Annotated in this window: 23 protein-coding genes and 1 pseudogene; 14 read left to right on the forward strand and 10 right to left on the reverse strand. The window is 69.2% G+C overall.

Annotated elements, in window-relative coordinates; all coding sequences use genetic code 11:
* Nucleotides 1-338 precede the first annotated feature (338 nt).
* Nucleotides 339-1472, forward strand: a complete 1134-nt coding sequence (locus tag FDM97_RS28675; protein ID WP_254705787.1) for an SMI1/KNR4 family protein — start codon at nt 339-341, stop codon at nt 1470-1472.
* A 2-nt stretch (nt 1473-1474) separates the two neighbouring features.
* Here the strand turns inward: FDM97_RS28675 and FDM97_RS28680 are convergent, their stop codons facing one another.
* Both FDM97_RS28680 and FDM97_RS28685 read right to left on the reverse strand, forming a co-directional pair.
* Nucleotides 1475-2293 (reverse strand): class I SAM-dependent methyltransferase, encoded by an 819-nt coding sequence (locus FDM97_RS28680; protein WP_137993404.1) that lies wholly within the window; start codon nt 2291-2293, stop codon nt 1475-1477.
* Nucleotides 2290-3663: a helix-turn-helix domain-containing protein gene (locus FDM97_RS28685; protein WP_254705788.1), complete on the reverse strand. Its 1374-nt coding sequence runs from the start codon at nt 3661-3663 to the stop codon at nt 2290-2292. The genes FDM97_RS28680 and FDM97_RS28685 overlap by 4 nt, the downstream gene beginning before the upstream one ends.
* A gap of 68 nt (nt 3664-3731) precedes the next feature.
* Here FDM97_RS28685 and FDM97_RS28690 point away from each other — a divergent pair, with 68 nt between their 5' ends.
* The 10 genes and pseudogenes from FDM97_RS28690 to FDM97_RS28735 all read left to right on the forward strand — a co-directional run bounded on the left by FDM97_RS28690 (nt 3732) and on the right by FDM97_RS28735 (nt 11898).
* A complete protein-coding gene (locus FDM97_RS28690; protein WP_137993405.1) occupies nt 3732-4235 on the forward strand; it encodes an ATP-binding protein in 504 nt (167 codons plus the stop codon).
* A pseudogene (locus FDM97_RS28695) lies at nt 4232-5348 on the forward strand (hypothetical protein). Before FDM97_RS28690 ends, FDM97_RS28695 begins: the two are co-directional and overlap by 4 nt.
* The gene (locus FDM97_RS28700) at nt 5345-5698 is read left to right on the forward strand and encodes an ASCH domain-containing protein (RefSeq protein ID WP_137993406.1); all 354 of its coding nucleotides are present in this window, start codon (nt 5345-5347) and stop codon (nt 5696-5698) included. The pseudogene FDM97_RS28695 and the gene FDM97_RS28700 overlap by 4 nt, the downstream one beginning before the upstream one ends.
* 102 nt (nt 5699-5800) lie before the next feature.
* On the forward strand, nt 5801-6421 hold the full coding sequence (locus FDM97_RS28705) for a DUF5753 domain-containing protein (protein ID WP_137993407.1): 621 nt from the start codon (nt 5801-5803) through the stop codon (nt 6419-6421).
* 141 nt (nt 6422-6562) lie between these two features.
* Complete coding sequence (locus FDM97_RS28710; protein WP_137993408.1) at nt 6563-7093, forward strand: NUDIX domain-containing protein; 531 nt, start codon at nt 6563-6565, stop codon at nt 7091-7093.
* Between the two features lie 83 nt (nt 7094-7176).
* Nucleotides 7177-7713 (forward strand): SMODS domain-containing nucleotidyltransferase, encoded by a 537-nt coding sequence (locus FDM97_RS36210; protein ID WP_217510270.1) that lies wholly within the window; start codon nt 7177-7179, stop codon nt 7711-7713.
* Nucleotides 7710-8051, forward strand: coding sequence for a hypothetical protein (locus FDM97_RS36215; RefSeq protein ID WP_217510271.1), 342 nt, complete (start codon nt 7710-7712; stop codon nt 8049-8051). Before FDM97_RS36210 ends, FDM97_RS36215 begins: the two co-directional genes overlap by 4 nt.
* On the forward strand, nt 8041-8748 hold the full coding sequence (locus FDM97_RS28720; RefSeq protein WP_137993409.1) for an SLATT domain-containing protein: 708 nt from the start codon (nt 8041-8043) through the stop codon (nt 8746-8748). Before FDM97_RS36215 ends, FDM97_RS28720 begins: the two co-directional genes overlap by 11 nt.
* 379 nt (nt 8749-9127) lie before the next feature.
* Complete coding sequence (locus FDM97_RS28730) at nt 9128-10504, forward strand: hypothetical protein (RefSeq protein ID WP_137993410.1); 1377 nt, start codon at nt 9128-9130, stop codon at nt 10502-10504.
* 122 nt (nt 10505-10626) lie between these two features.
* Nucleotides 10627-11898, forward strand: a complete 1272-nt coding sequence (locus FDM97_RS28735) for a hypothetical protein (protein ID WP_137993411.1) — start codon at nt 10627-10629, stop codon at nt 11896-11898.
* A gap of 264 nt (nt 11899-12162) precedes the next feature.
* Here FDM97_RS28735 and FDM97_RS28740 read toward each other — a convergent pair whose 3' ends face one another.
* The gene (locus FDM97_RS28740) at nt 12163-12594 is read right to left on the reverse strand and encodes a DUF2000 domain-containing protein (RefSeq protein WP_137993412.1); all 432 of its coding nucleotides are present in this window, start codon (nt 12592-12594) and stop codon (nt 12163-12165) included.
* A gap of 49 nt (nt 12595-12643) precedes the next feature.
* On the opposite strand from FDM97_RS28740, the gene FDM97_RS28745 reads away from it, so the two are divergent.
* Complete coding sequence (locus FDM97_RS28745) at nt 12644-13465, forward strand: helix-turn-helix transcriptional regulator (protein ID WP_137993413.1); 822 nt, start codon at nt 12644-12646, stop codon at nt 13463-13465.
* On the opposite strand, the gene FDM97_RS28750 is transcribed toward FDM97_RS28745, so the two are convergent.
* A complete protein-coding gene (locus FDM97_RS28750) occupies nt 13423-13941 on the reverse strand; it encodes a GNAT family N-acetyltransferase (protein WP_137993414.1) in 519 nt (172 codons plus the stop codon). The genes FDM97_RS28745 and FDM97_RS28750 overlap by 43 nt on opposite strands.
* Nucleotides 13938-14438 carry a hypothetical protein gene (locus FDM97_RS28755; RefSeq protein WP_254705789.1) on the reverse strand — a complete coding sequence of 167 codons (501 nt, stop codon included), beginning with the start codon at nt 14436-14438 and terminating at the stop codon, nt 13938-13940. Before FDM97_RS28755 ends, FDM97_RS28750 begins: the two co-directional genes overlap by 4 nt.
* 107 nt (nt 14439-14545) lie before the next feature.
* On the opposite strand from FDM97_RS28755, the gene FDM97_RS28760 reads away from it, so the two are divergent.
* Nucleotides 14546-15004, forward strand: a complete 459-nt coding sequence (locus tag FDM97_RS28760; protein ID WP_137993415.1) for a group II truncated hemoglobin — start codon at nt 14546-14548, stop codon at nt 15002-15004.
* Between the two features lie 3 nt (nt 15005-15007).
* On the opposite strand, the gene FDM97_RS36220 is transcribed toward FDM97_RS28760, so the two are convergent.
* From FDM97_RS36220 to FDM97_RS28780, 3 genes are read right to left on the reverse strand one after another with little or no spacing between them, the layout of a single operon-like run.
* Nucleotides 15008-15430: a DUF6304 family protein gene (locus tag FDM97_RS36220; RefSeq protein WP_217510272.1), complete on the reverse strand. Its 423-nt coding sequence runs from the start codon at nt 15428-15430 to the stop codon at nt 15008-15010.
* 42 nt (nt 15431-15472) lie between these two features.
* Complete coding sequence (locus tag FDM97_RS28775) at nt 15473-15874, reverse strand: hypothetical protein (protein ID WP_137993416.1); 402 nt, start codon at nt 15872-15874, stop codon at nt 15473-15475.
* A 27-nt stretch (nt 15875-15901) separates the two neighbouring features.
* Nucleotides 15902-16489, reverse strand: a complete 588-nt coding sequence (locus FDM97_RS28780; protein WP_137993417.1) for a dihydrofolate reductase family protein — start codon at nt 16487-16489, stop codon at nt 15902-15904.
* 137 nt (nt 16490-16626) lie between these two features.
* Here FDM97_RS28780 and FDM97_RS28785 point away from each other — a divergent pair, with 137 nt between their 5' ends.
* Nucleotides 16627-17202 carry a TetR/AcrR family transcriptional regulator gene (locus FDM97_RS28785; RefSeq protein WP_137993418.1) on the forward strand — a complete coding sequence of 192 codons (576 nt, stop codon included), beginning with the start codon at nt 16627-16629 and terminating at the stop codon, nt 17200-17202.
* A 134-nt stretch (nt 17203-17336) separates the two neighbouring features.
* On the opposite strand, the gene FDM97_RS28790 is transcribed toward FDM97_RS28785, so the two are convergent.
* Entirely contained in the window at nt 17337-18386 is a 1050-nt protein-coding gene (locus tag FDM97_RS28790) for a family 2 encapsulin nanocompartment cargo protein polyprenyl transferase (protein ID WP_137995084.1), read from the reverse strand.
* A gap of 113 nt (nt 18387-18499) precedes the next feature.
* Nucleotides 18500-19915: a family 2B encapsulin nanocompartment shell protein gene (locus tag FDM97_RS28795; protein WP_137993419.1), complete on the reverse strand. Its 1416-nt coding sequence runs from the start codon at nt 19913-19915 to the stop codon at nt 18500-18502.
* Between the last annotated feature and the right edge of the window lie 85 nt (nt 19916-20000).

Consider the following 20000-nt stretch of genomic DNA (forward strand, 5'->3'; position numbering starts at 1 on the left):
CGAGCGCCACAGGTCGTGGGTGACCACGTGCGGCGGCTCGACAGCCTTACGGCCTTCCCGCTCGGCGACTTCGTCCTCGGGCGCCTGGAGTGCGCGACGAGCGCGGTTCCACTCGGTCTTCCACCGCCGGTAGTTGCGCGTCGGTGACAACCTCTCCGACCGGGGCCGGATCCGATGTGTCGCCCCATCGGTTCGCAATGACCTGTGGCTCTCCCCTGCCCGTCATGGCGTCACGGTACCGAGGTCATCACGGTCCGTCGCAGCGAATTCGCGGCGAGATTGCGGACTTCCACAGCCTCCTGGCATGGGCGGCTGTACCGCTCACTACGCTGGCAGGCGTGAACACGCCCTCGACCCCACGACTGACCCTGGAGAACGCTCGAGCCCTTCAGGGCATGCTCCGAGCCGAGATCGGTCCGGGTCTCAGCGAGCGGGAACTCGACGCGGTCGAGAAGCGGTTCGGCTTCACCTTCTCGGCAGATCACAGGGTCTTCCTCGCCGCCGGGCTCCCGCATGGCCCATCGGGGTGGCCCGACTGGCGCGACGGCGACCCCGAAGAGCTGGCCGGGCGACTGGCGTGGCCGGTAGAGGGCGTGCTCTTCGACGTGGAGCACAACGGGTTCTGGCATCCCGCCTGGCCGTCGAGGCCGACGAAGACATCCGAGGCACTGCACGTCGCGAGGACCGAGCTGGAGAGCGTGCCGCAACTGGTCCCTGTCTACGGACACCGCTACCTGCCCGGCACAGCGGGCGAGCACGGGCACCCCATCCTGTCCGTCTACCAGACCGACATCATCCTGTACGGGAACGACCTCGCCGACTACATCCAGCACGAATTCGCCGGCCGATCGACCAGCCGCCTCGCCCACGCGACCGTCGACTTCTGGTCGTACTTCGTGGAGGGCGGGCCGGGCATCGACGTCACCCTGCCCACGCCGTTCACCCCGTACGCCACGAGCGCACAGGAGGCCCTCGGCTGCCTTCGGATGCTGGCCCTGGAGCGCCTGATCGGCCGACGGCACCACCCGGAGCAGCTCATTGAGGCCGGCCTCACGGCCTTGGTCCTCGACGTCGAGACGGAGTCCCTCCCCCTCCTCGCCGGCCTGTCACGCTCCGAGCACGAGCAGGCCGACGCCCTTTTCGACCAGGTGCTGGACGAACTCGGCCTGCTCAAGGACCTCCCGGTCGACACCACCGACCTCCCGTGGGAAGCGGCCCGCTGGGAACTCGTCCGCTGGTGGCTCCATCTGATCGTGAACGGCAGCCTGGACCCCGGCGCCGGCGGTGACCTGATCACGTACGAAGGCTGGAGCGCACTGGCCCGGCCACAAACGCTCAGGCCCCTGGTCGACAAGACCGACGCCTACAACGACTGGACAGCGATCCGACGCGGCGACCGGGAACCCCTGGCGGAAGCTATCGCCGAGGAGGCAGGACGCCTGCTCGGCGGGCCCTGGCCGCCACTGGGCTGATCTCACCGGCGGCAGACGAGGATGCCGCCAAGGCAGGTGATCTCGTAGGCGCCATTGCGGGCGATGTCGTCGGCGACGCGGGCCCGGGCCCGGTCGATGGTCGCGTCGAAGGGCACGTCGTGCTGGTCTGCCCAGGCTCGATACGAGGCCATGTGGGCGATGACGGGGTCGGGGTCGCGGACGGTGATGGTCCCTGGCAGTTCGACGACCTCGACCTGCCTGAACTCCTCGCCGAGGAAGGCCGGGGCTTTCTCCAGGGAGAAGCGGGCGCTGAGCGAGATTCGGGCCGGGCCGCGCTCGACACCGAGGACGTCGCCGGCGGCCCGCTGCCAGAGGTCGTCGAGTTCGGCCTTGTCGCGGTCGCTGTTGGTGGAGGCGACCACCAGCCCGTCACGGGCCACGACCCGAGCCAGTTCCCTGACTGCCTGGGAGATGTCGGGCACGTGGTAGAGCATGTGGAGCGCGAGAGCGGCGTCGACACTCCCCGCCGCCAGCGGCAGCCTCATCGTGTCTGCCACGGCGACCGGGCCGGGGACGCCGGCGAGGATGCCGGGCGCGATGTCGAGGCCGAGCAGGGACAGGTCCGGGCGGTCCTGATGGAGCCTCTGGATGAACTTGCCGTTGCCACAACCGATGTCGACAACGCGCCCGCGTACGTCCCCCAGCCGCTCGGCGACGAGGCCGGGAAGGTCGTACCGGGGTGTCTGCCACTGGTAGAGCGACTGCCGGGCGGCCAGGTCCCGGTCCCCGTTGTAGGCGCTGCCCGCCAGTCGGGTCCGGTCGGTGACGGCGGCGTCGTGGGCGGCGGAAAGGTCGGTCACGTCGGCAACTCCGGAGGGTGGGCTGCGGGCAGGGACGCACGGACGGCCGTGTGCTGGAGTCGTTCGCACAGGTGCACCGCCTGCGCGGCTCCACCGTACTGCGGCTCTTCCAGCTCCCGCCCGAGAACGGTGAGCCGACGCACGATACTGGCCGACATGCGCTCCGGCGAGGACCCGAGGACGAAGCCGAGCATCTCTTCCGTGCCATCCAGGTCGCCCAGGAGCAGGTGCCCGCGGGCGAGGTCGAGGTGCGCGGCGAACAGGTCACCGACCGACTGATCGTCTCCGTCCGCGCTGCGATAGAGGCGGATCGCCGTCTCCGCGCTGACGATGGCCCGCTGGACGTGCTCCTGCCCGCCCACGGCCAAGAGGGTCGTTCCGGCGTACGCGAACTGCTTGGCTGCGGGGAAGTCGAAGACTCCCAGTACCTCGTCCCCACCCGAGATCGCCTCGCGCGATCGTTCGGCATCCGACAGGGCAGCGAGCGCACCTGCCGAGTCGCCGACTATCGCCAACGCCCGCGCCTCCAGGCTCGCCAGCCGTGCGCCGATGCTGCCGCTCGCCCTGTGCCGACGCCCGACCTGGGCCAGCCGGGCCGCCTGCTCGTACCGCCCGGTCCAGTACGCGATCAACGACTCCACGGCCCGTACCCAGGCCAGCATCCCCTCGTGCCCAGCCGCTTCGGCACAAGCGCGTGCCGTACGGGCATGGGTGGCGGCGGAGTCGTAGTCGCCGAGGTCGAGGCAGACGTGCGCGGACAGGCCGCAGAGGCGAGCAGCGGAGAGGTAGAGGTCGGTGGTCTGCCGGGGGTGCTGGCGCCCGCGCAGTAGCTCGAAGGCCCCGTCCCGTAACCGCCTGATCTCGACGTACTGCTCCATCAACGGGTGGCTGACGTACGTACGGGCGAGCCGGCCGACGTCTGCCTCCAGCTGCTCCACCACGAACTCGTCGGTGTTCCGCTGCGCAATGAACCGGGCGAACTCGGCCGACCGCACAGCGTCCTCAGAGAGCTGGTCTCCACGGACGAGAGTGTCTTCGGATGGCAGCACCGACGGCACGATCTCGACCTTGGCGGCGTCGGCCTCGTCCCGCTGCCCCTTGCTGACGGCAACAGCCTGGTCGAGCACGGCGACATCGACACCGAAGACCTGCGCCAGGTACTTCCGGGCGTAAGGAACGGGAACTCGCGCTTCGCGCTCGTACCGCCCGATCTCCTTGCCGGTCTTCGCGGAACGCCCCTCCAGGGCGTTGTACTCGTCGGCAACCCTCTGCTGGCTCCAGCCGCGCTCGGTACGCAGCCGGACGAGCAAGACGCCGATCCCGGTGTCGCCCATGCCGTCCCCCAGGAACACGTGACCTCTGGCCCCCATAGTGGCCCCCGTCTTGGCCCCCACGCTGGCTCCCGACCCAAATGAGTTAAGTCGCTTTGCTGTTGACCATGGCAAGCAGACTCACCAACGAGGCGACCGACGCCGCCCCGGACCTCCTTCCGGGCACGGGCCGGCACCGCACCATGCTCTTCCCCCGCCGTCGGACCACGCCGCGTACTGCTCGCGACTTCGTCGCCGCCACGCTGACCGAATGGGGTGAGACGAGCCGCCTCGACGACATGCGGTTGTGCACCTCGGAACTCGTCACCAACGCCGTGCTGCACGGGGTGCCCGTAGGCCGACTGGTCCTGGTACGGGTCGAGTTCCTCGACGCGGAGCTGCGGATCGAAGTCCATGACAGCAGCGAGAACAGGCCGACACTGCGGATTCCTGAGGAGTCCGCCGTCGACGGTCGCGGTCTGCTGATCGTTGCCGCGACCGCCGACAGCTGGGGCGTGAAGGAGCGGACGGGCCCCGGAAAGTGCGTCTGGGCCGCATTCGACCGTGCCAAGAACGGGGCCGCTCCCCTGCCGCCCCACACCACCGGCCCCCACCAGGGAGGCACCACATGACCACCCACCCCGTCTCGCCGAACACCGTCCTCGCCAACGCCCTCCACCACGCCGAGGACGTCCTGACCCCGCGCATCCTGGCTGCCCCACCCGAGCGGATCGTGCTGGTCGTAGGCACCCAGATCAACGGTGCCCCGCACATCGGCACCTCGCTCGTGCAGTCCCTGGCCTTCGCCATGGCCGCCCGGCTGCGCGACCGCTTCGGCCTCCCCACCGAGGTGCTCTTCAGCGCCCTCGACAACGCCCCGTACGAGCTGGCGACCGACCCGGCCAACGGCAACCGCTACCAGCGCGCCTACGCCCAGGCCCTCGGCGAGCAGGCCGTGCTCGACCTCGTCACCGCCCTCTACCAGCCCCTCTTCACCGCCCTGTCCAGGCGCCTGGGCATCCCGCACCGCATCGAGACGTACACCCAGCAGCAGGCCGGCGAGCACTACCGCCGCACCTGGCTCCGCCTGCTCCCCCGCGTTGACGCCGCCCGCTGGTGGCTCGCCCCCTCCACCGGCACTCCTCACCTCCGCGTCCCCTGCCCTCACCCCGACTGTGGCTGGGCTGAGAAGCACGCCGAACGCACCCGGGTCCGCCTCACCGGGCCCGAGTCGGCGGTGGTCTCCGCCGTCTGCCTCCACCACGGCCCGCACGAGGCCGCGATCACGCCTACCGCCGGCGCGTACCTGGACCTTGGCCACGCTGTACCGCAACCTGGTCAAGGAACTCGCCCTGACCAGCCCCATCGGCACCCTGCACGTCATGGTCAAGGGCGGCGACTGGGTCTTCGGCTCCCACCTCGTCGACGAGGCCCTCCAGGCCGTGGGCCTCACGCGCACCCAGCTCCCGGCCCGCCTGTTCTGCCCCCAGGTCGTCACCGACACCGGCGCCAAGCTGTCGAAATCCCTCATACGAGAAGGCCGTGCCCCCTTGCCCGAGGGCGCCGCCCCTTGGATGCTCGACACCCGGCAGTGGCCCGGCACTGTCACCGAGTACGCCGACCAGCTGCTCGCCATGGCCGAGACCCTGCTCTCCGACCCCCGCCACTTCTTCCGCTCGTACTCGGCCGCCGAGATCGGCCGCCTGATCACCGCACCGTCCCCCAGGAGCGTTCCCTCCCGATGACCGACCGCACCGCCCGCGTCCGCGAGCTCAACCTCTACCGCCAGTACTTCGAGCTCGTCGCCGCGGGCACCAAGACCATCGAGGTGCGGGTCAAGTACCCGCACCTCGCGGACCTCGCCGCCGGCGACACCATCCGCTTCCGCATCAAGGGCACCGACGAGACTTGCGACGTCGAGGTCCTCCGCGTCACCGAGTACCCCGACTTCGAAGCCCTCCTGGACGGCGAGGGCCTCTCCAACGTCAACCCGACCGCCACCCGCGACCAGCAGCTCGCCAACATCCGCACGATCTACGGCCCCGAGAAGGAGGCCCTCGGAGCCCTCGCCATCGAGATGAAGCGCATGGCCTGACCGATTCACGCTCTTACACGACCGGACGCTCGGAGCGATCCTCGACCGGAACGGCAACGCCCATCGAAGCCGCCCTGGCGGCACCACCCAGAAGGGGATCCGGTGACCAGTTCAGTTCCCTGGAAGGATCGTCTGTCCACCGGTACGGAAGCGGCTCAGGACGACGTGGTGAGCTGGTACCAGAGCACGCGCGAGGGCAAGGCATACGTGCCCACGATGATCTGGGGCACGCTCCAGACCCAGGCGTACGCCACCGTGATCCTCGGCCAGGTCGTCGACTTCCTCGGCATCCCGAACGACGTGCCGGCCGGAGTCGCCAAGCGCATGCAACGGCAGCAGGTGCTGTACGACGGCGAGCACCACTACGACGTCGTCCTCGGGGAGCAGGCTCTCTACACGAATATCGGTGGACCCAAGGTCATGCGAGAACAGATCGAGCGCCTCCAGCAAGAACTCGGCCTGGCTTCCCTCACACTCGGGATCCTTCCCTCCACCGCACGGGTGGACCTGTTCCCCGTCCACGCGTTCAACATCTACGGCGATGGCGACCGGGCCCACGTCGAACTCGTCTCCTCCTCCGTGGACATCACGGAACAGAGCGAACTCGACCTCTACAACAAAGCCTTCAGCGCGCTGAGCAGTGCGGCATGGTACGGCGACGCCGCCGAGGGGCTCCTGAAGAAGGCCCACTCCTTCTGGACCAACACCCCGCTCCGACTGTAGGCCCCTAGTCACTCCAGCGGCGGAGCGCCGCACGGCAATCCGAAGCGCACCCGATCAAGACCGTCGCGCCCCATCGCCAGCAACCAAAACCTCGGCGGCAGCCTCGCCTCCCAAGCCAGTGCTGACGAGGCCATCGCCCTCATGCCCGACAATCCGCCCGACGAAGGGAACCCAGTGGCCCAGCAGGCCGACGACCAGCCGAAGGCCCTCAAGCCGGCGCTCGAATCCATGACCCTGCTGGTCGCCGCCGTCATCGTCCACGACAAGGCCACCAACCGCGTCGTCCTCCTCCAGCGCAGCGAGAACGCCAAGTTCGCCCAGGGGATGTGGGACCTGCCCGTCGGCAAGAGTGAACATGGCGAGCCGATCACCGAGACCGCTGTCCGCGAGCTCTACGAGGAGACCGGCCTCACTGTGAAGCCCGAGTCCCTCAAGGTCGCCCACATCATCCACGGCGCCTGGGGCGTCGAGGCCCCCAACGGCTTCCTCACCGTCGTCTTCGCCGCCCACGAATGGACCGGCGAACCCGAAAACCGCGACCCCCGCAAGCACTCCCAGGTCCGCTGGGTCGACACCGGCGCCATCCCTGACACCTTCGTCGACACCACCGCCAGCGCCCTCCACCGCTACCTCGCAGCTGGACCCCAGGTGTCCCTAGAGGGGTGGGCGTAGCACCTGCTGGTCTCGCCGAGACCCCATCCATTTGTCAGTGGCGCCCTCTACGCTCATTCCTCCAGCACGAGCAAGGGGGGTCCTTGAGCACGGCGAGCAGGTTCGACAAATTTCTGAAGAACATCAAGGTGACAGACGATCACCGCGCAGCTGCACTGACCAGCGTGAACGCCATAGCCCGCAAACTGCAAGGGCACTACAGCAACGCGCCGTACACAGATGCCTGGCGGATGGTGATCGGCTCTTACGGGAAGGGCACTGCGGTACGCCCACCAAGGGATGTCGACGTCCTGTTCTTCATGCCCGTCCACGAGTACAACCGATACACCGGGTACACGCACAACGGGCAGTCGGCACTCCTGCAAGACATCCGCCGCCTCCTCCTGCAGCGCTACCCGCGGACCGAAATCGGCGGCGATGGCCAGGTCGTAGTCGTCGACTTCGCCACCGGACACAAAGTAGAGGTCCTGCCCGGCTGGCATCGGCGAGGCGGCGGGATGATTGTGCCCAACACCCACGACGGGGCAGCTGGCAGCACGTCGACCACAACGCGGAGATCGCCTTCGTCGCCGATTCCGACGCCAAGACCAACGGCAACACCCGCAATCTCATCCAGATGATGAAGGTGTGGCAGACCCATTGCTCGGTCCCCATCAAGTCGCTGGTCCTGGAACTTCGAAGCGTGGAGTTCCTGAAGAGCTGGGAGCACGCCCAGTCGTCCACGACCTACTACGACTGGATGGTGCGGGACTTCTTCGCCGAGCTCATCAAGAAGGCCAACTCCTGGCACACGATCCCCGGCACCAGTGAGAAGAAGCAGTACGGTGACACCTGGCTGAGCAAGGCACAGAGCGCCCACGGACGGGCGATCAAGGCGTGTGAGTACGAGCTGGCCGGCAAGCAGCTCAGCGCCGCAACGGAGTGGCGCAAGATTTTCGGGGGTCAGTATGAGTTCTAGCCCGAGCACCGGGCACTCGGCCAACGTCCAGTCCATCCGGGAAGCCTTCGGCCGTGTCGTCTACTCACACAAGACCCACGAGAAGGCCCGGGAGCTGGAGGCCACCAAGGCTGAGCGGGCCAAGTGGGTCAACATCGTCCTGCTGACGCTGACCTCCGGGACACTACTGACCTCCGTGATCACGAACGAGCGGACCCTTCTCTATATCAGCAGCGTTGCGTCTGCCCTGGCACTCGCCTTCACCATCTTCCAGCTGAGCTTCAACCCGGAGAAGGCCGCTGAGCAGCACAGGGCCGCCGCCAAGGAACTCTGGTACGTCCGGGAGCTGTATCTGCACCTCCTCACCGACATACAGACCGACCCGCAGGCCGTGGACATCCCGCGCCGCAGGGACGAGCTGCTCGAGAAGTTGAACCACATCTATCGGCTGGCGCCCGACACATCGAGCCGTGCCTACCGTGCAGCCCAGAGCCCTGCAGATCGACGAGGACATGACGTTCAGCAGCTCAGAGATCGACCGCTTCCTCCCGGAAGCACTTCGCACGTCCTGATGCCCACCCCTGGGTTCTGTCGGGCGAATCACGGGCGGGTTCCTATTCGGTGCGGCCGCGCCGGGGGACGTCTTTCCGGGGCTTCCGCGGGACGGGCACCTTACGCTGCTCGGTACGCTGGGAACGCCGGTCGCGGTACCGCATAGCAGCCAGCCACAGGTCCCGTTTGTGCTCGGAATCCGACGGCATAAGCACCAACGCGGTGAGGATGCCGAAGGCTGCGGTGATGGTGAGGACGACGGCGACGGCCACCGCCCACCATGGGGCCCCCGCAAAGGCGAGCACACCGATAGCGCCCCCGCCGCCGAGAACGGTCCCGCCCAGCATCCGTCGGCCGTTCGGACCTGACGGGGACGGCGTGGGGGACGCGGCCGGCTGATGAAGCGGTGAGCTCATCGAGCCGCCTCCTTCTTGCAGGTCCTGTGGACCTTGTGGGCCAGCTCCTTGCGGCCGCGGGCCCACTCATGCGATTGCGCCCGCATGAGACTGGGGGTTGCATTCTCCATGCCCTCATATACTGCCCGTATGGGACATTGGTCTGAGGGCCTTGTCAACGAGGCCGCGAAGCTGATCGGCGGTAACCCAAGCCGCCAGGTGCTAACAGACATGCTCGCCCAGGCTGGCCGCGAGATTGAGGTCCTCACAGGCCGCAGCTTCCAGCCGCTGCGCCAATCGACCTCAGTCATAGAGCCAAACGGCTTGCCCTTCGTGGACATCCCCGACATGCAGGTCGGCTCGATGGAACCAGGGGCGGGTGCATGGGAGGTCCCTGACCCGGTGAACAGCGAGATTGCGACCGTCCTGCAGGTCCCCCTAGCTAGCCCTGTACCGAATGCCGCGCACGCGGCTGACGCACTCTGGGTTGCTGGCCAACTCGTTGCCGGGGCATCACAGACGGGACGCCTAACCTCAGAACATGTCCTCCACTGGCTGGGCACGTCTGTGGACCGTGAGCAGCGAAATGATCTATTTCGTCGCGTTATGGACCCTGCCTTTCGCTATTACGTCCCGGTTCTCGGGGTCCCCATCAACGGATGGTGGATCCAAATCGCCCGGCGTCTCGTTTGGGTGACGAGCGAGACCGAGGACGAGGGACGGCTCTACGAGCTGCTACTGGACAAGGCGAATGCCAGCGGACAGATCCCGCCGCTTGCAGCCACCGAGGCCATCCTCGTGGTGGCCCCGATGACGCGGCACCCCGCAGACTGGGCATTCACGGCACGCATCTGGACCGAGCAGGTTCAGCGCCCTATCGATCGGCCATGGAGAAGGCTTGCGAAGGCTATCCACGGCCACGGCATACCGACCATCACCCTCGACCCCGTCTCGACCTCTTACGAGATCGCGTGCCAGGTGGTCTTGAAGGGCTACTGGCACGGCTACATCAGGGGCGACGAGCCGGCGCTGGCGAACGCTGTCGCGATGGCGTACCCGCGGCAGGTCGATCGCATCCAGCGTGAGACCCACGCCCCAGACAGAGCTTCTGCGGCCGCAACACTGCTCGAACAACTGATTCACCCTGGATTCGATCCAGCGCGGGGCGCGGAGGCGACTCGTCGGTACGTGCGCCGGAAGGCGAGCATCGCGGTCATGCAATACAGGAAGAGCGAGGCGCCGGACCGGTACCCGTGGACACAGGTCGGCATCAGCGAACGTCGCTACTACAAACTCCTGCCGATGTTCGCCCAGAAGGTCAACGGCCGCTATGAGTACGACTACGACGACGTGGTGGCGCGCATGAAGGCCCACCTGAATCTCGTAGACAAGACGCGAGAAGTGCGAGCAGCCGCCCTTGAAGTCCTCCGGTCACACGGCTTCGGCGACGAGGCGGCACGCAAATGGCTACAACGGCATTCACCTGAGGAAGCTGTCAACGCATGGCCGCGTGGTCGACGTCCGTAGTGCGGACTATGCGGCTGCGGAAAGCTGCCAGGGGCGCGGTGACGCGGCCGGTCATGATGGGCCGGCCCAGGGCGGGCAGCCGGGGCAGCCTGTTGTCCGACCTGCCGCCTATGCTTCGCCGCATGCCGAACGAACTTGCGCCACGTCATGGCGTCGACGAGCCAACCTCCTGGTCGGCTTCCGAGATGGTGGTCCACTACTCTGTCGCCGCTCCAAGTGAAGCGGACGCTCGCTCAGTGGCCTCGGCACTGGCTCAACGCGGACACCGGTGGGTGACCGTGCGCCCGGTATACCTTCCGCATCTGGACCCCGGGAACCGTCTGTTCGGCAAGCCCGAATTCTCCCGACCTGAGCTAGAGGGTTGGTGGAGCGTCGACAGCCTCGTGGACGAAGAAGCCCCCGACCCGGCCTCGGAGTTTCACCAGCACGACTGCGAGAAGATGGCGGTCGAGGCCGTCGGCAGAGCACACGGCGGTTTCTGGAACAGCGGATCTCTGGCTAACCGAGAGACCATGCTGTCTGGATTCGACCACCGGGGGCTGGTCCATGAACTTGACCAGAAGCACGCCCATCGCATTCGGCGCGACGTGATCTCACGCTTCCCTCCGCCGACGGAGGAACCCGCCCCGGCCACGCCGCTTCAGTGCACCATCACCGAACGTCCATTTCCACCCGTGCTTGAGTGTGCGCGACAGGTTGCCCGCAATCAGGAAGCTCAGCAGGCCGATCTGCCCGACGGAACGGCCTGGTGGCTCACCAGCGAGGCGGACGGCTTCTCTGATGATCATGAAGTCATCTTCGAATTGGCCAACTCGGTCATGCATCAGGGCACCTGCTACCCGCACACCGCCGACGAGATTCCCCTGTTGGGCGGTCTCGCATGCCATGAGGACATCCGTCCCGCGCATCGAGCCCTCTTCACCACGTTCTTGTTCGAAGCAGCCACCATCGGCCAGCGCCTGACTGCTTCCGGGGCCGACCGCAGAGTCGCCCTGGGCCTTCCACTGGAGGAGACAGCAGACGAACTTGCCACCCGTCATGCGGTCGAAGCCGTAGCACCGCACCTTCTGGACCGCTGGGACAGTGAGGACGAATCCGTACAGTTCACCCTCGCCGCCCTCGCGGCTGCAACCCAACACAGCGCCTCGAGTGCACGCATCCGGCACTTGGCCGAGCGCTGGGGCACGGGGCCCCGGACGGATGCTCTACGTCTTGCAGTCGCCCTGGCCGAAACCGACGACGCCGAAGTGGTCGCCGTTCTCCGCAGCATGGTCGAGAGCGGTGTCATTCCTCCCAGCAGGGTCCCGAGTCCCCTCGCGCCCACACGCGGCGCAGCGCTCAACCTGCTCAAACCCCTGATCGAGCGGGAGATGTCTCCTCTGCTGGCCCAATGAGGCAGCGCTGCTGACTTCGCCCTGATCCGCAGCCGCGCCGGCAGTCCGCACACAGTCCGCAGGACACCCGATCAAGACCGTCGCACCCCATCGCCACCCATCACCAAAAGGCCAGGTCAGTGACCTGCGGCCGTCATCGCCGCAGGTCACCGACCCGGCCCATTACTAGGAGACCAAGAAGGCCTGACCTTCCTCCCGCAAGCGCCGCCCGAAGGGGCCCGTCCGGCGATCCCGGACGGGCCCCTTCGGCTTGCCCGGGCGGGGTCAGGGGTGCATGCGGGCGCCCTTGAGGGCCTTGTCGACCGCGTTGCGTGGGCCGTGGAGCGCGAGGCCCACCAGGTCCAACTGGTCCTTCGGTACGGCCCGGACCGCCGCGCGGTTGTCGCGGTCGTTGGCGGTGGCGAAGAGGTCGGAGGTGAACACCGACCGGGGAAGCGAGCGGGACAGGGCGCGGACGTGCGCCGCGGTCAGGGTCTCCTTCGTGCCCTCGAAGACGAGGACGGGCTGGCGGAACATCGGCAGATACGGGGTGCCGTCGGCGTCGGCGTACGGGTCGCCGATCACTTCGGGGAGCGCGGAGCCGATTCCGCTGACCAGGAACGCGGTCACGTTGAGCCGCTGCCAGGACTCCAGGTCCTCGCGCAGCAGGACGGCGATCTTGGTGTCGAACCGTACGGGGGTGCTCTCGGTCGTCATGCTCCGAGACTGCCGACCGCCCCGCCGCGCCTTCTTGTACGTTCTTGGCATGGTGGCACGGCAAGAGGTCTCCGCGTGGCGCCCGCGGACCCCGGGCGTGGTGGAGGTCTTCCACGCCCATTTCACCGAGCACGCCTACCCGATGCACGTCCACGACGTGTGGACCTTGCTGATCGTCGACGACGGCGCGGTCCGGTACGACCTGAACCGGCGCGAGCACGGCACCCCGCGGGACACGGTGTCCCTGCTGCCCCCTCAGGTGCCGCACAACGGCTCGCCCGCCACCTCGCGGGGCTTCCGGAAGCGGGTGCTCTACCTGGACCTGACCCAGCTGGACGAGAGCTTCATCGGCCCGGCGGTGGACGGCCCCGACCTGGTCGACCCGCTGCTGCGCCGACGCGTCGGACAGCTGCACGCGGCCCTGTCGCGCCGCGGCGATGAGCTGGAGGCGGCCGGCCGTCTCGCTCTGGTCGCCGAGCGGCTCCGCGGCCACCTGCGGCCGCGGCTCGTCGCCCACCCGCCGCCCGAGGCCGGCCGCGGGGTGGCCCACAGCCTGCGGGAGCTTCTCGACGAACGGCTGCTCCACGGCGTGAGCCTGGACGAGGCCGCGAAGCTGGTGCACGCCCACCCCACGCACCTGGTACGGGCCTTCAGCGCCGCCTTCGGCATCGCCCCGCACCAGTACCTGACGGCCCGCCGGATCGACCGGGCCCGGCAGCTGCTTCTCGACGGCCTGCCCCCGGCGGAGGTGGCAGCCGCGGCCGGCTTCTACGACCAGCCCCATCTGACCCGGCACTTCAAACGGCTCGTGGGCGTCACCCCCGGACGCTACGCCGGCCCGAAGGTTCCGGGTCCCACCGGGAGGGAGTAGCGGAGCTTCTGCTTCGCGGTGGCGCCCAGGCGGTCGTAGAAGCGGATCGCGCCTTCGTTCCAGGTCGGGGTCTGCCACTGGATCTCGGTCAGGCCCAGTGCGCGGGCCTCGGCGCGCAGGGCGGCGATGAAGAGGGGGCCGAGGCCCAGGCCGCGCTCCGTCTCCGCGAGGTAGAGGCAGTCCATGTGGAGGTACTCGGTGCCCTCCCAGGTGGAGAGTTCGGGGGCGCAGGTCGAGTAGCCGACGAGGCGGCCGTCGGGGAGCTCGGCCACCAGGCAGCGCAGGCGGGGCGGTTCGGGGCCGAAGAGGAGGCGGGCGAGGCGGTCCGCGAGGCCCGGGGCGGGGGGCGTGGCCTTCTCGTACGCGGCGTGCTCGGCGGCCAGTTCGGCCACCCGCTCCAGGTCCTCCGCCCGCGCGTGGCGGACGCGTGCGGCGTCGTCGTCGTCGGCGGCGGCGGCGGCGGCGGCGGCGCTCAACGGATCTCGCCCTCGGTGACGTCGTCCGCCCACGCCCGGACGCGCTCCGCGGCCGTTCCCGTACCGTCCAGGATCCGGCGTACGAAGGCCTCCCGCTCGTGCGCGAGGACGGCCGCCTCCCAGACGCAGGGCGCGAGGCCCCGCCGCCCCGGGCGCAGCTCCTCCGGGCGCCCCGCGGGGCCCGTCCAGATCGCCAGCTCGGACATGTGCCCCTCGATCCAGCTGTGGACGAGCACATAGTCCCCGTCGCCGCCGGCGTGCAGGATCAGCACGGCGAGGCCCAGCGCTCCGGCATGCCGGCCGAGCGCCAGCTGGTCCGCCGCCACCCGCAGGGCGGGCGCGAGCTCGGCCTCACCGACCGTACGGCCGGGTGCCTCGATCGCGTACACCTTCACGAGCTGCCCGCCGGCCTCCCGTGTCCCCCACGCCCGGGCGGTCCGGGCGTGATGCCCCCGCGCCAGCGCCAGCAGCGCCGCCTCGTCCACGAGATCCGTCATGCCGTCCATCATGCCCGGCCCCACTGACACCGAGAGCGAACGTCCTTGGATCCAGGCCGGGTTGCGTGAATGCTGGGGGGACACATCACGGACCCCGGAGGCGTTCCATGACCGCGGAGCACGAGAACACCCTGTACGAGGCCGTGGGCGGCGCCGACGCGCTCCGCCGGCTCTCGGACACCTTCTACGAGTCGGTCCTGGCCGACCCCCTGCTCGCGCCCGTCTTCGCCGACTTCACCCCCGCCCATGTCGAGCATGTCGCCGTCTGGCTGGCCGAGGTCTTCTCGGGGCCCGCGGAGTTCACGGCGGAGCTGGGCGGGCACCAGGCCCTGCTCCGCGCCCACCTCGGGCTCTCCATCACCGAGGAACAGCGGCTGCGCTGGATGGAGCTGATGACCGCGGCGGTGGAGAAGGAACTGCCCGACGACCCGACGCTGCGCCGCCGGGTGGTGGAGTACTTCGACTGGGGGACCCGGATCGCCAAGGACGTCTCGGCCTCGGAGCCGGGGACGGATCTGGGCGATCCCGGCCCCACCCCGCGCTGGGGGTGGAACGGTCTCGCCTGACGGTCAGGCGGCGGCGTGGAGCAGCCGGCGGGCGAACTCGGCGCCGGGCGGAAGCTGCCGCCTCACCCGGTCGAGAGCCTCGTCGAAGTCGCCGCCCGCGATGCCCGATTCGAAGGCCGCGCCGCCGTAGTGCAGCGTCAGGCTCAGGTCCACGCGCTCACCGAGCGTCAGCAGGCAGCTGAGGGTGGCCTGCTGCTCGCCGCCGTCCACGACGACCGGGAGCGGCAGGTCCCACTCCAGTACGCAGCCGGTGAGGGCCTCGCCGCCCTCCTCCGCCGCGCACAGGGCGGCGAAGCTCGCGCCGGCGTACTCGATTCCCCTGATACGGGTGGACACGCGCCGCCCGTCCGCTGTGATCACGATCGCTTCCGCGCCGCTGCGGTCCCGGTACCAGCCGGTCCACACTTCCGTCGACTCCGATGACATGCGCGGACTGTAGCGGTCTGACCGGCTTCTTCGCGCGGCCGGTCACCCCGTGGCCGGACTTCTCCCGGTCTCGCCGTTCTTGCCGGTCACGTGCGTGGTAGTGGCTTCCGCACCACCCGGCGCCCCGCCTCCCGGAGCCTCGCCCGACGGAGCCTCGCCCGACGGAGCCACGGCCGGCGGCTCGCCCGATGTGTCCTCCGGCACGACGCCCGACGCCTCGCCCGACGGATCCCCGGCCGACGGCTCGCCCGGCGGCCTGGTGCCGTCCGCCTTCCTGCCGAAGAGTTCGCAGTCGGGGTTGTGACACGGCTGCGGCTCCCAGAACGGCACCCAGGCCCCGAGGACCTTGTGTCGTTTGACGGCCGTGCCGACAGGCTGTCCGCAGGCCGGGCACACCGGCTCGGCCTCGGGGTCGTGGCCGGTGTAGCGCGCTTGGCTGCCCATACCGTCAAGGGTAGAGCGGCCCCCTCGTCACCGCTTCCTGGTGTACGTACGGACGAGCACACCGTTGTCGAAGGTGCGCACCGCCCCCAGCTCGAACTCGCGCGGCTCGAAGTCGGCGCCGAACATCGGCATGCCGGAGCCGTAGACCTGCGGGTACGTCTTGATGACCAGCTCGTCGATCTCGTCGATCAGCTCGCCGGCGATCGTGGAACCGCCGCAGAGCCAGATGTCGAGTGGGCTGTCCTCCGCCTTGAGCTCGCGGACCCGGCCGACCAGGTCGTCGGCGATCAGCTCGACGTTCGGGTCGGGCGACCCGGTCAGGGAGCGGGTGGCGACGAATTCCCGCAGGTGGGAGTAGGGACTGGTGATGCCGACGTCCAGGCCGACCTTGTACGAGTTCAGGCCCTGGATCACGGCGTCGAAGCGCCGGTTCTCGGTGCCGGGCTCGATGCCGACCACGGGCCATCCGTGGGCGGGGATGGTCTCGGGGTACTCGGCCTTCATGTACTCCAGGTACTCCCCGGTCACGTAGCCGAACGTGGACGAGGCATCGCCCTTGGGGTCACCGATGAAGCCGTCGATGGTGCAGGCGATGAAGTAGGTGAGCTTGCGCAAACCGGTCCTCTTTGTCTCTGGGATGTGGACTGCGGTCGCAACCACGACGGCTATAGTGCTTCACCTGTAGTGGTTACGCAAGCCCTATTTTCGAAGAGAGCTCGAGGACAGCTCGAAGAGAACGGAAGGAACCGGCGATGGCGAGGAATCCCGAGCGGCGTGCGGCCCTGCTCGACGCGGCGATCGAGGTGCTCGCGGACGAGGGCGCCCGTGGGCTGACCTTCCGGGCGGTCGACGCCCGGGCGGGCGTCCCCACGGGCACCTCGTCCAACTACTTCACCGACCGGGACCAGCTGCTCTCCCAGGTCGGGGACCGGATCTTCGTCCGGCTGACCCCGGAGCCGGGCTCCCTGGACTCGGCCCTGCGGCCCGAGCCCAGCCGGCAGCTGGTGGTGGAGCTGATGCGCTGGCTCGCCCGGCGGATGGCGGCCGAGCGCACCTGCTATCTGGGCCTCTTCGAGCTCCGCCTGGAGGCGACGCGCCGCCCGGAGCTGCGCACCCAGCTCACGAAGGTGCTGCGCGCCGATCTCGACTACAACATCCGCCTGCACGTCGAGTCCGGGATGCCGGGGGACGCGGACACGGTCCGGCTGCTCTACTTCGCCCTCACCGGGCTGCTCTTCGACCACTTCACGGTCCCCGGCCTGCACGACGACCGGGACCTGGACGATCTCATCGAGACCGTGGTCAGCCGGATCGTGCCGGAAGCCTGAGGCTGAGATCGGCGGCCTGAGGCCTGAGGTCGGCGGCCTGAGGTCTGAGGCCTGAGGTCGGCGGCCTGAGGTCTGAGGCCTGAGGTCGGCGGCCGACGGCCGGGCCGGGGGCCGTGGGGCCGGGGCCCGGCCCCTCAGCGGGTGCGGCGGGTGACGAACTCCGCGAGGGCCAGCAGATCCTCCGCCGCCGTCAGATCCGGCACCGCCCGGGCGAGCTGCTGGACCGCCCGGCCCATCCGGTCGGCCGCCTGGGTCTGCGCCCAGTCCCTGCCGCCCGCCCGCTCGATCGCGTCCGCCGCCGCCCGTACGGCCGGGGCGTCGAGTTCCTTACGGGCGTACAGCGCCGCCAGCTCCTCCCCCGCCGCCGTCCCCGAGGCGAGCGCCGCCACCACCGGGAGCGACTTCTTGTGGGCGACGAGATCCGCGCCCGCCGGCTTGCCCGTGCGCTCTGGGTCGCCCCAGATCCCGATCAGGTCGTCGATGAGCTGGAACGCGAGCCCGGCCTCCCGGCCGAACGCGTCCATCGCCGCGACCTCCTCCTCGCCCGCGCCCGCGTACAGCGCGCCGAGCGCGCACGCGCACCCCAACAGGGCGCCCGTCTTGGCGGTGGCCATCGCCAGGCACTCGTCCAGGGACACCTCGTGCGGACCGCGCTGCTCGAAGGCGCAGTCCGCCTGCTGGCCGGCGCACAGCTCGATGACGCAGGCCGCGAGCCGGGCCGAGGCCGCGGCGGAGGCCGGATGGCCGTCCTCGGCGAGGAGCCGCAGGGCGAGCGCGAGCATGGCGTCGCCCGCGATCAGCGCGTCGGGGATGCCGAACACCGTCCAGGCCGTGGGCCGGTGCCGGCGGGTCGGGTCCTCGTCCACGATGTCGTCGTGGAGCAGCGTGAAGTTGTGGGCGAGCTCCACGGCGGCGGCCGCCCGTACCGCCGGCGCCGGGTCCCCGCCGAGCGCGCGGGCCGCGGCGAGCACCAGCGCGGGCCGGATCGCCTTGCCCGTCTGGCCGGCGGCCGGGGTGCCGTCGGCGTGTTCCCAGCCGAAGTGGTACATCGCCACTCTCCGTATGGAGTCCGGCAACGACTCCACGGTGGAACGCAGTTGGGGATTGACGACGGTCCGTGTCTGGTCGAGGAGTGCCATGGCGCCCTGCCCCTGGGTGTCGGTCGCGGCATCCGCCCGGGTCATGGTCACGTTGTTTCCGCCTTCTTTCCTGAGGGCTCGGTTCGCGGCGCGGAGGCCGGCGCGGAGGTCGGCGCGGGGCCGGGGCGGGGCACAGCGGCCCCGCCCCGGTCACCGGGTCAGCGCCAGCGGCTGACCTCCACGTTCTCCAGGACTCCCAGCGCGTCGGGTACGAGCACCGCCGCCGAGTAGTAGGCCGTGACCAGGTAGGAGATGATCGCCTGCTCGTCGATGCCCATGAAGCGCACGGACAGGCTCGGCTCGATCTCGTCCGGGATGCCCGTCTGGTGCAGACCGATCACGCCCTGGTCGGACTCGCCGGTACGCATGCAGATGATCGACGTCGTCCGGGCGTCCGAGATCGGGATCTTGTTGCACGGGTAGATCGGCACCCCGCGCCAGGTGGGGATCCTGTTGCCGTTCACCTCGATGGACTCGGGGACGAGACCGCGCCGGTTGCACTCGCGGCCGAAGGCGGCGATGGCGCGCGGGTGGGCGAGGAACATCTTGGAGCCCCGGCGGCGGGAGAGCAGCTCGTCCATGTCGTCCGGGCTGGGTACGCCGTCGTGGGGCTGGAGGCGCTGCCCGTAGTCGCAGTTGGAGAGAAGACCGAACTCCCTGTTGTTGATCAGCTCGTGCTCCTGGCGCTCGCGCAGCGCCTCGACCGTGAGCCGCAACTGCTGCTCGGTCTGGTTCATCGGCTGGTTGTAGAGATCGGCGACCCGGCTGTGGACCTTCAGCACGGTCTGCGCGACCGACAGTTCGTACTCGCGCGGCGAGGCGTCGTAGTCCACGTACGTGTGCGGGACGATCGCCTCGCCGACGTGACCGGCGGAGAGGTCGATCGCGGCCTCGCCGTACTTGTTCGTGCGCTGATGGGGCAGCGCGGCGACGCCCGCGAGGTGGGCGGCGAGCGAGGTGGCCCGCTCGGCGAGGTTGCGCACGTCGTCGCGGGTGAGCTCGAGGACGGTACAGGCGGTGGCCGCGCGCGCGGTGCACTCCCAGGTGGCGTTGTCGTGGGTCAGTGAACTGTCGCCGAAGTACGCGCCGTCGGCGAGGACTTCGAGGACCGTCTCGTCGCCGTACGGCCCCTCGCCGATCTGCTCCACCTTTCCGTGGGCGAGGAGGTGGACGCGGTCGGTGGGCTCGCCGGCCGCGGCGATCACTTCTCCCGGCGCGTACTCCCTCTGGCTGCACCGCGATGCGAGCTCGGCGAGGGCCTCCTCGTCCTCGTAGCCGCGCAGGGCGGGGAGTTCGCCGAGCTCGGCGGGGATGACCGCGACGCGCTCGCCGGTCTGCACGAAGGTGACGCGGCCGTCACCCACGGAGTAACTGAGCCTCCGGTTCACGCGGTACGTACCACCCTGCACCTGCACCCACGGCAGCATCCGCAGCAGCCACCGGGAGGTGATCTCCTGCATCTGCGGGGCGGACTTGGTGGTGGTCGCCAGGTTCCGCGCGGCGGCGGTACCGAGACTCTGCTGCGGGCCTGCCTGTTCCGCGCGGACCTCGTCGCCAACCGAACCTACGGACATGGAACTCCCTCTCGAAGTGAATGACCTGCGAGAGGAAGCCTTTCAGCACGGAGAGTGCGCGCGCCATTACACAAATGAGTGGGAG

This window comes from Streptomyces vilmorinianum (genome assembly GCF_005517195.1).
Taxonomy (GTDB): domain Bacteria; phylum Actinomycetota; class Actinomycetes; order Streptomycetales; family Streptomycetaceae; genus Streptomyces; species Streptomyces vilmorinianum.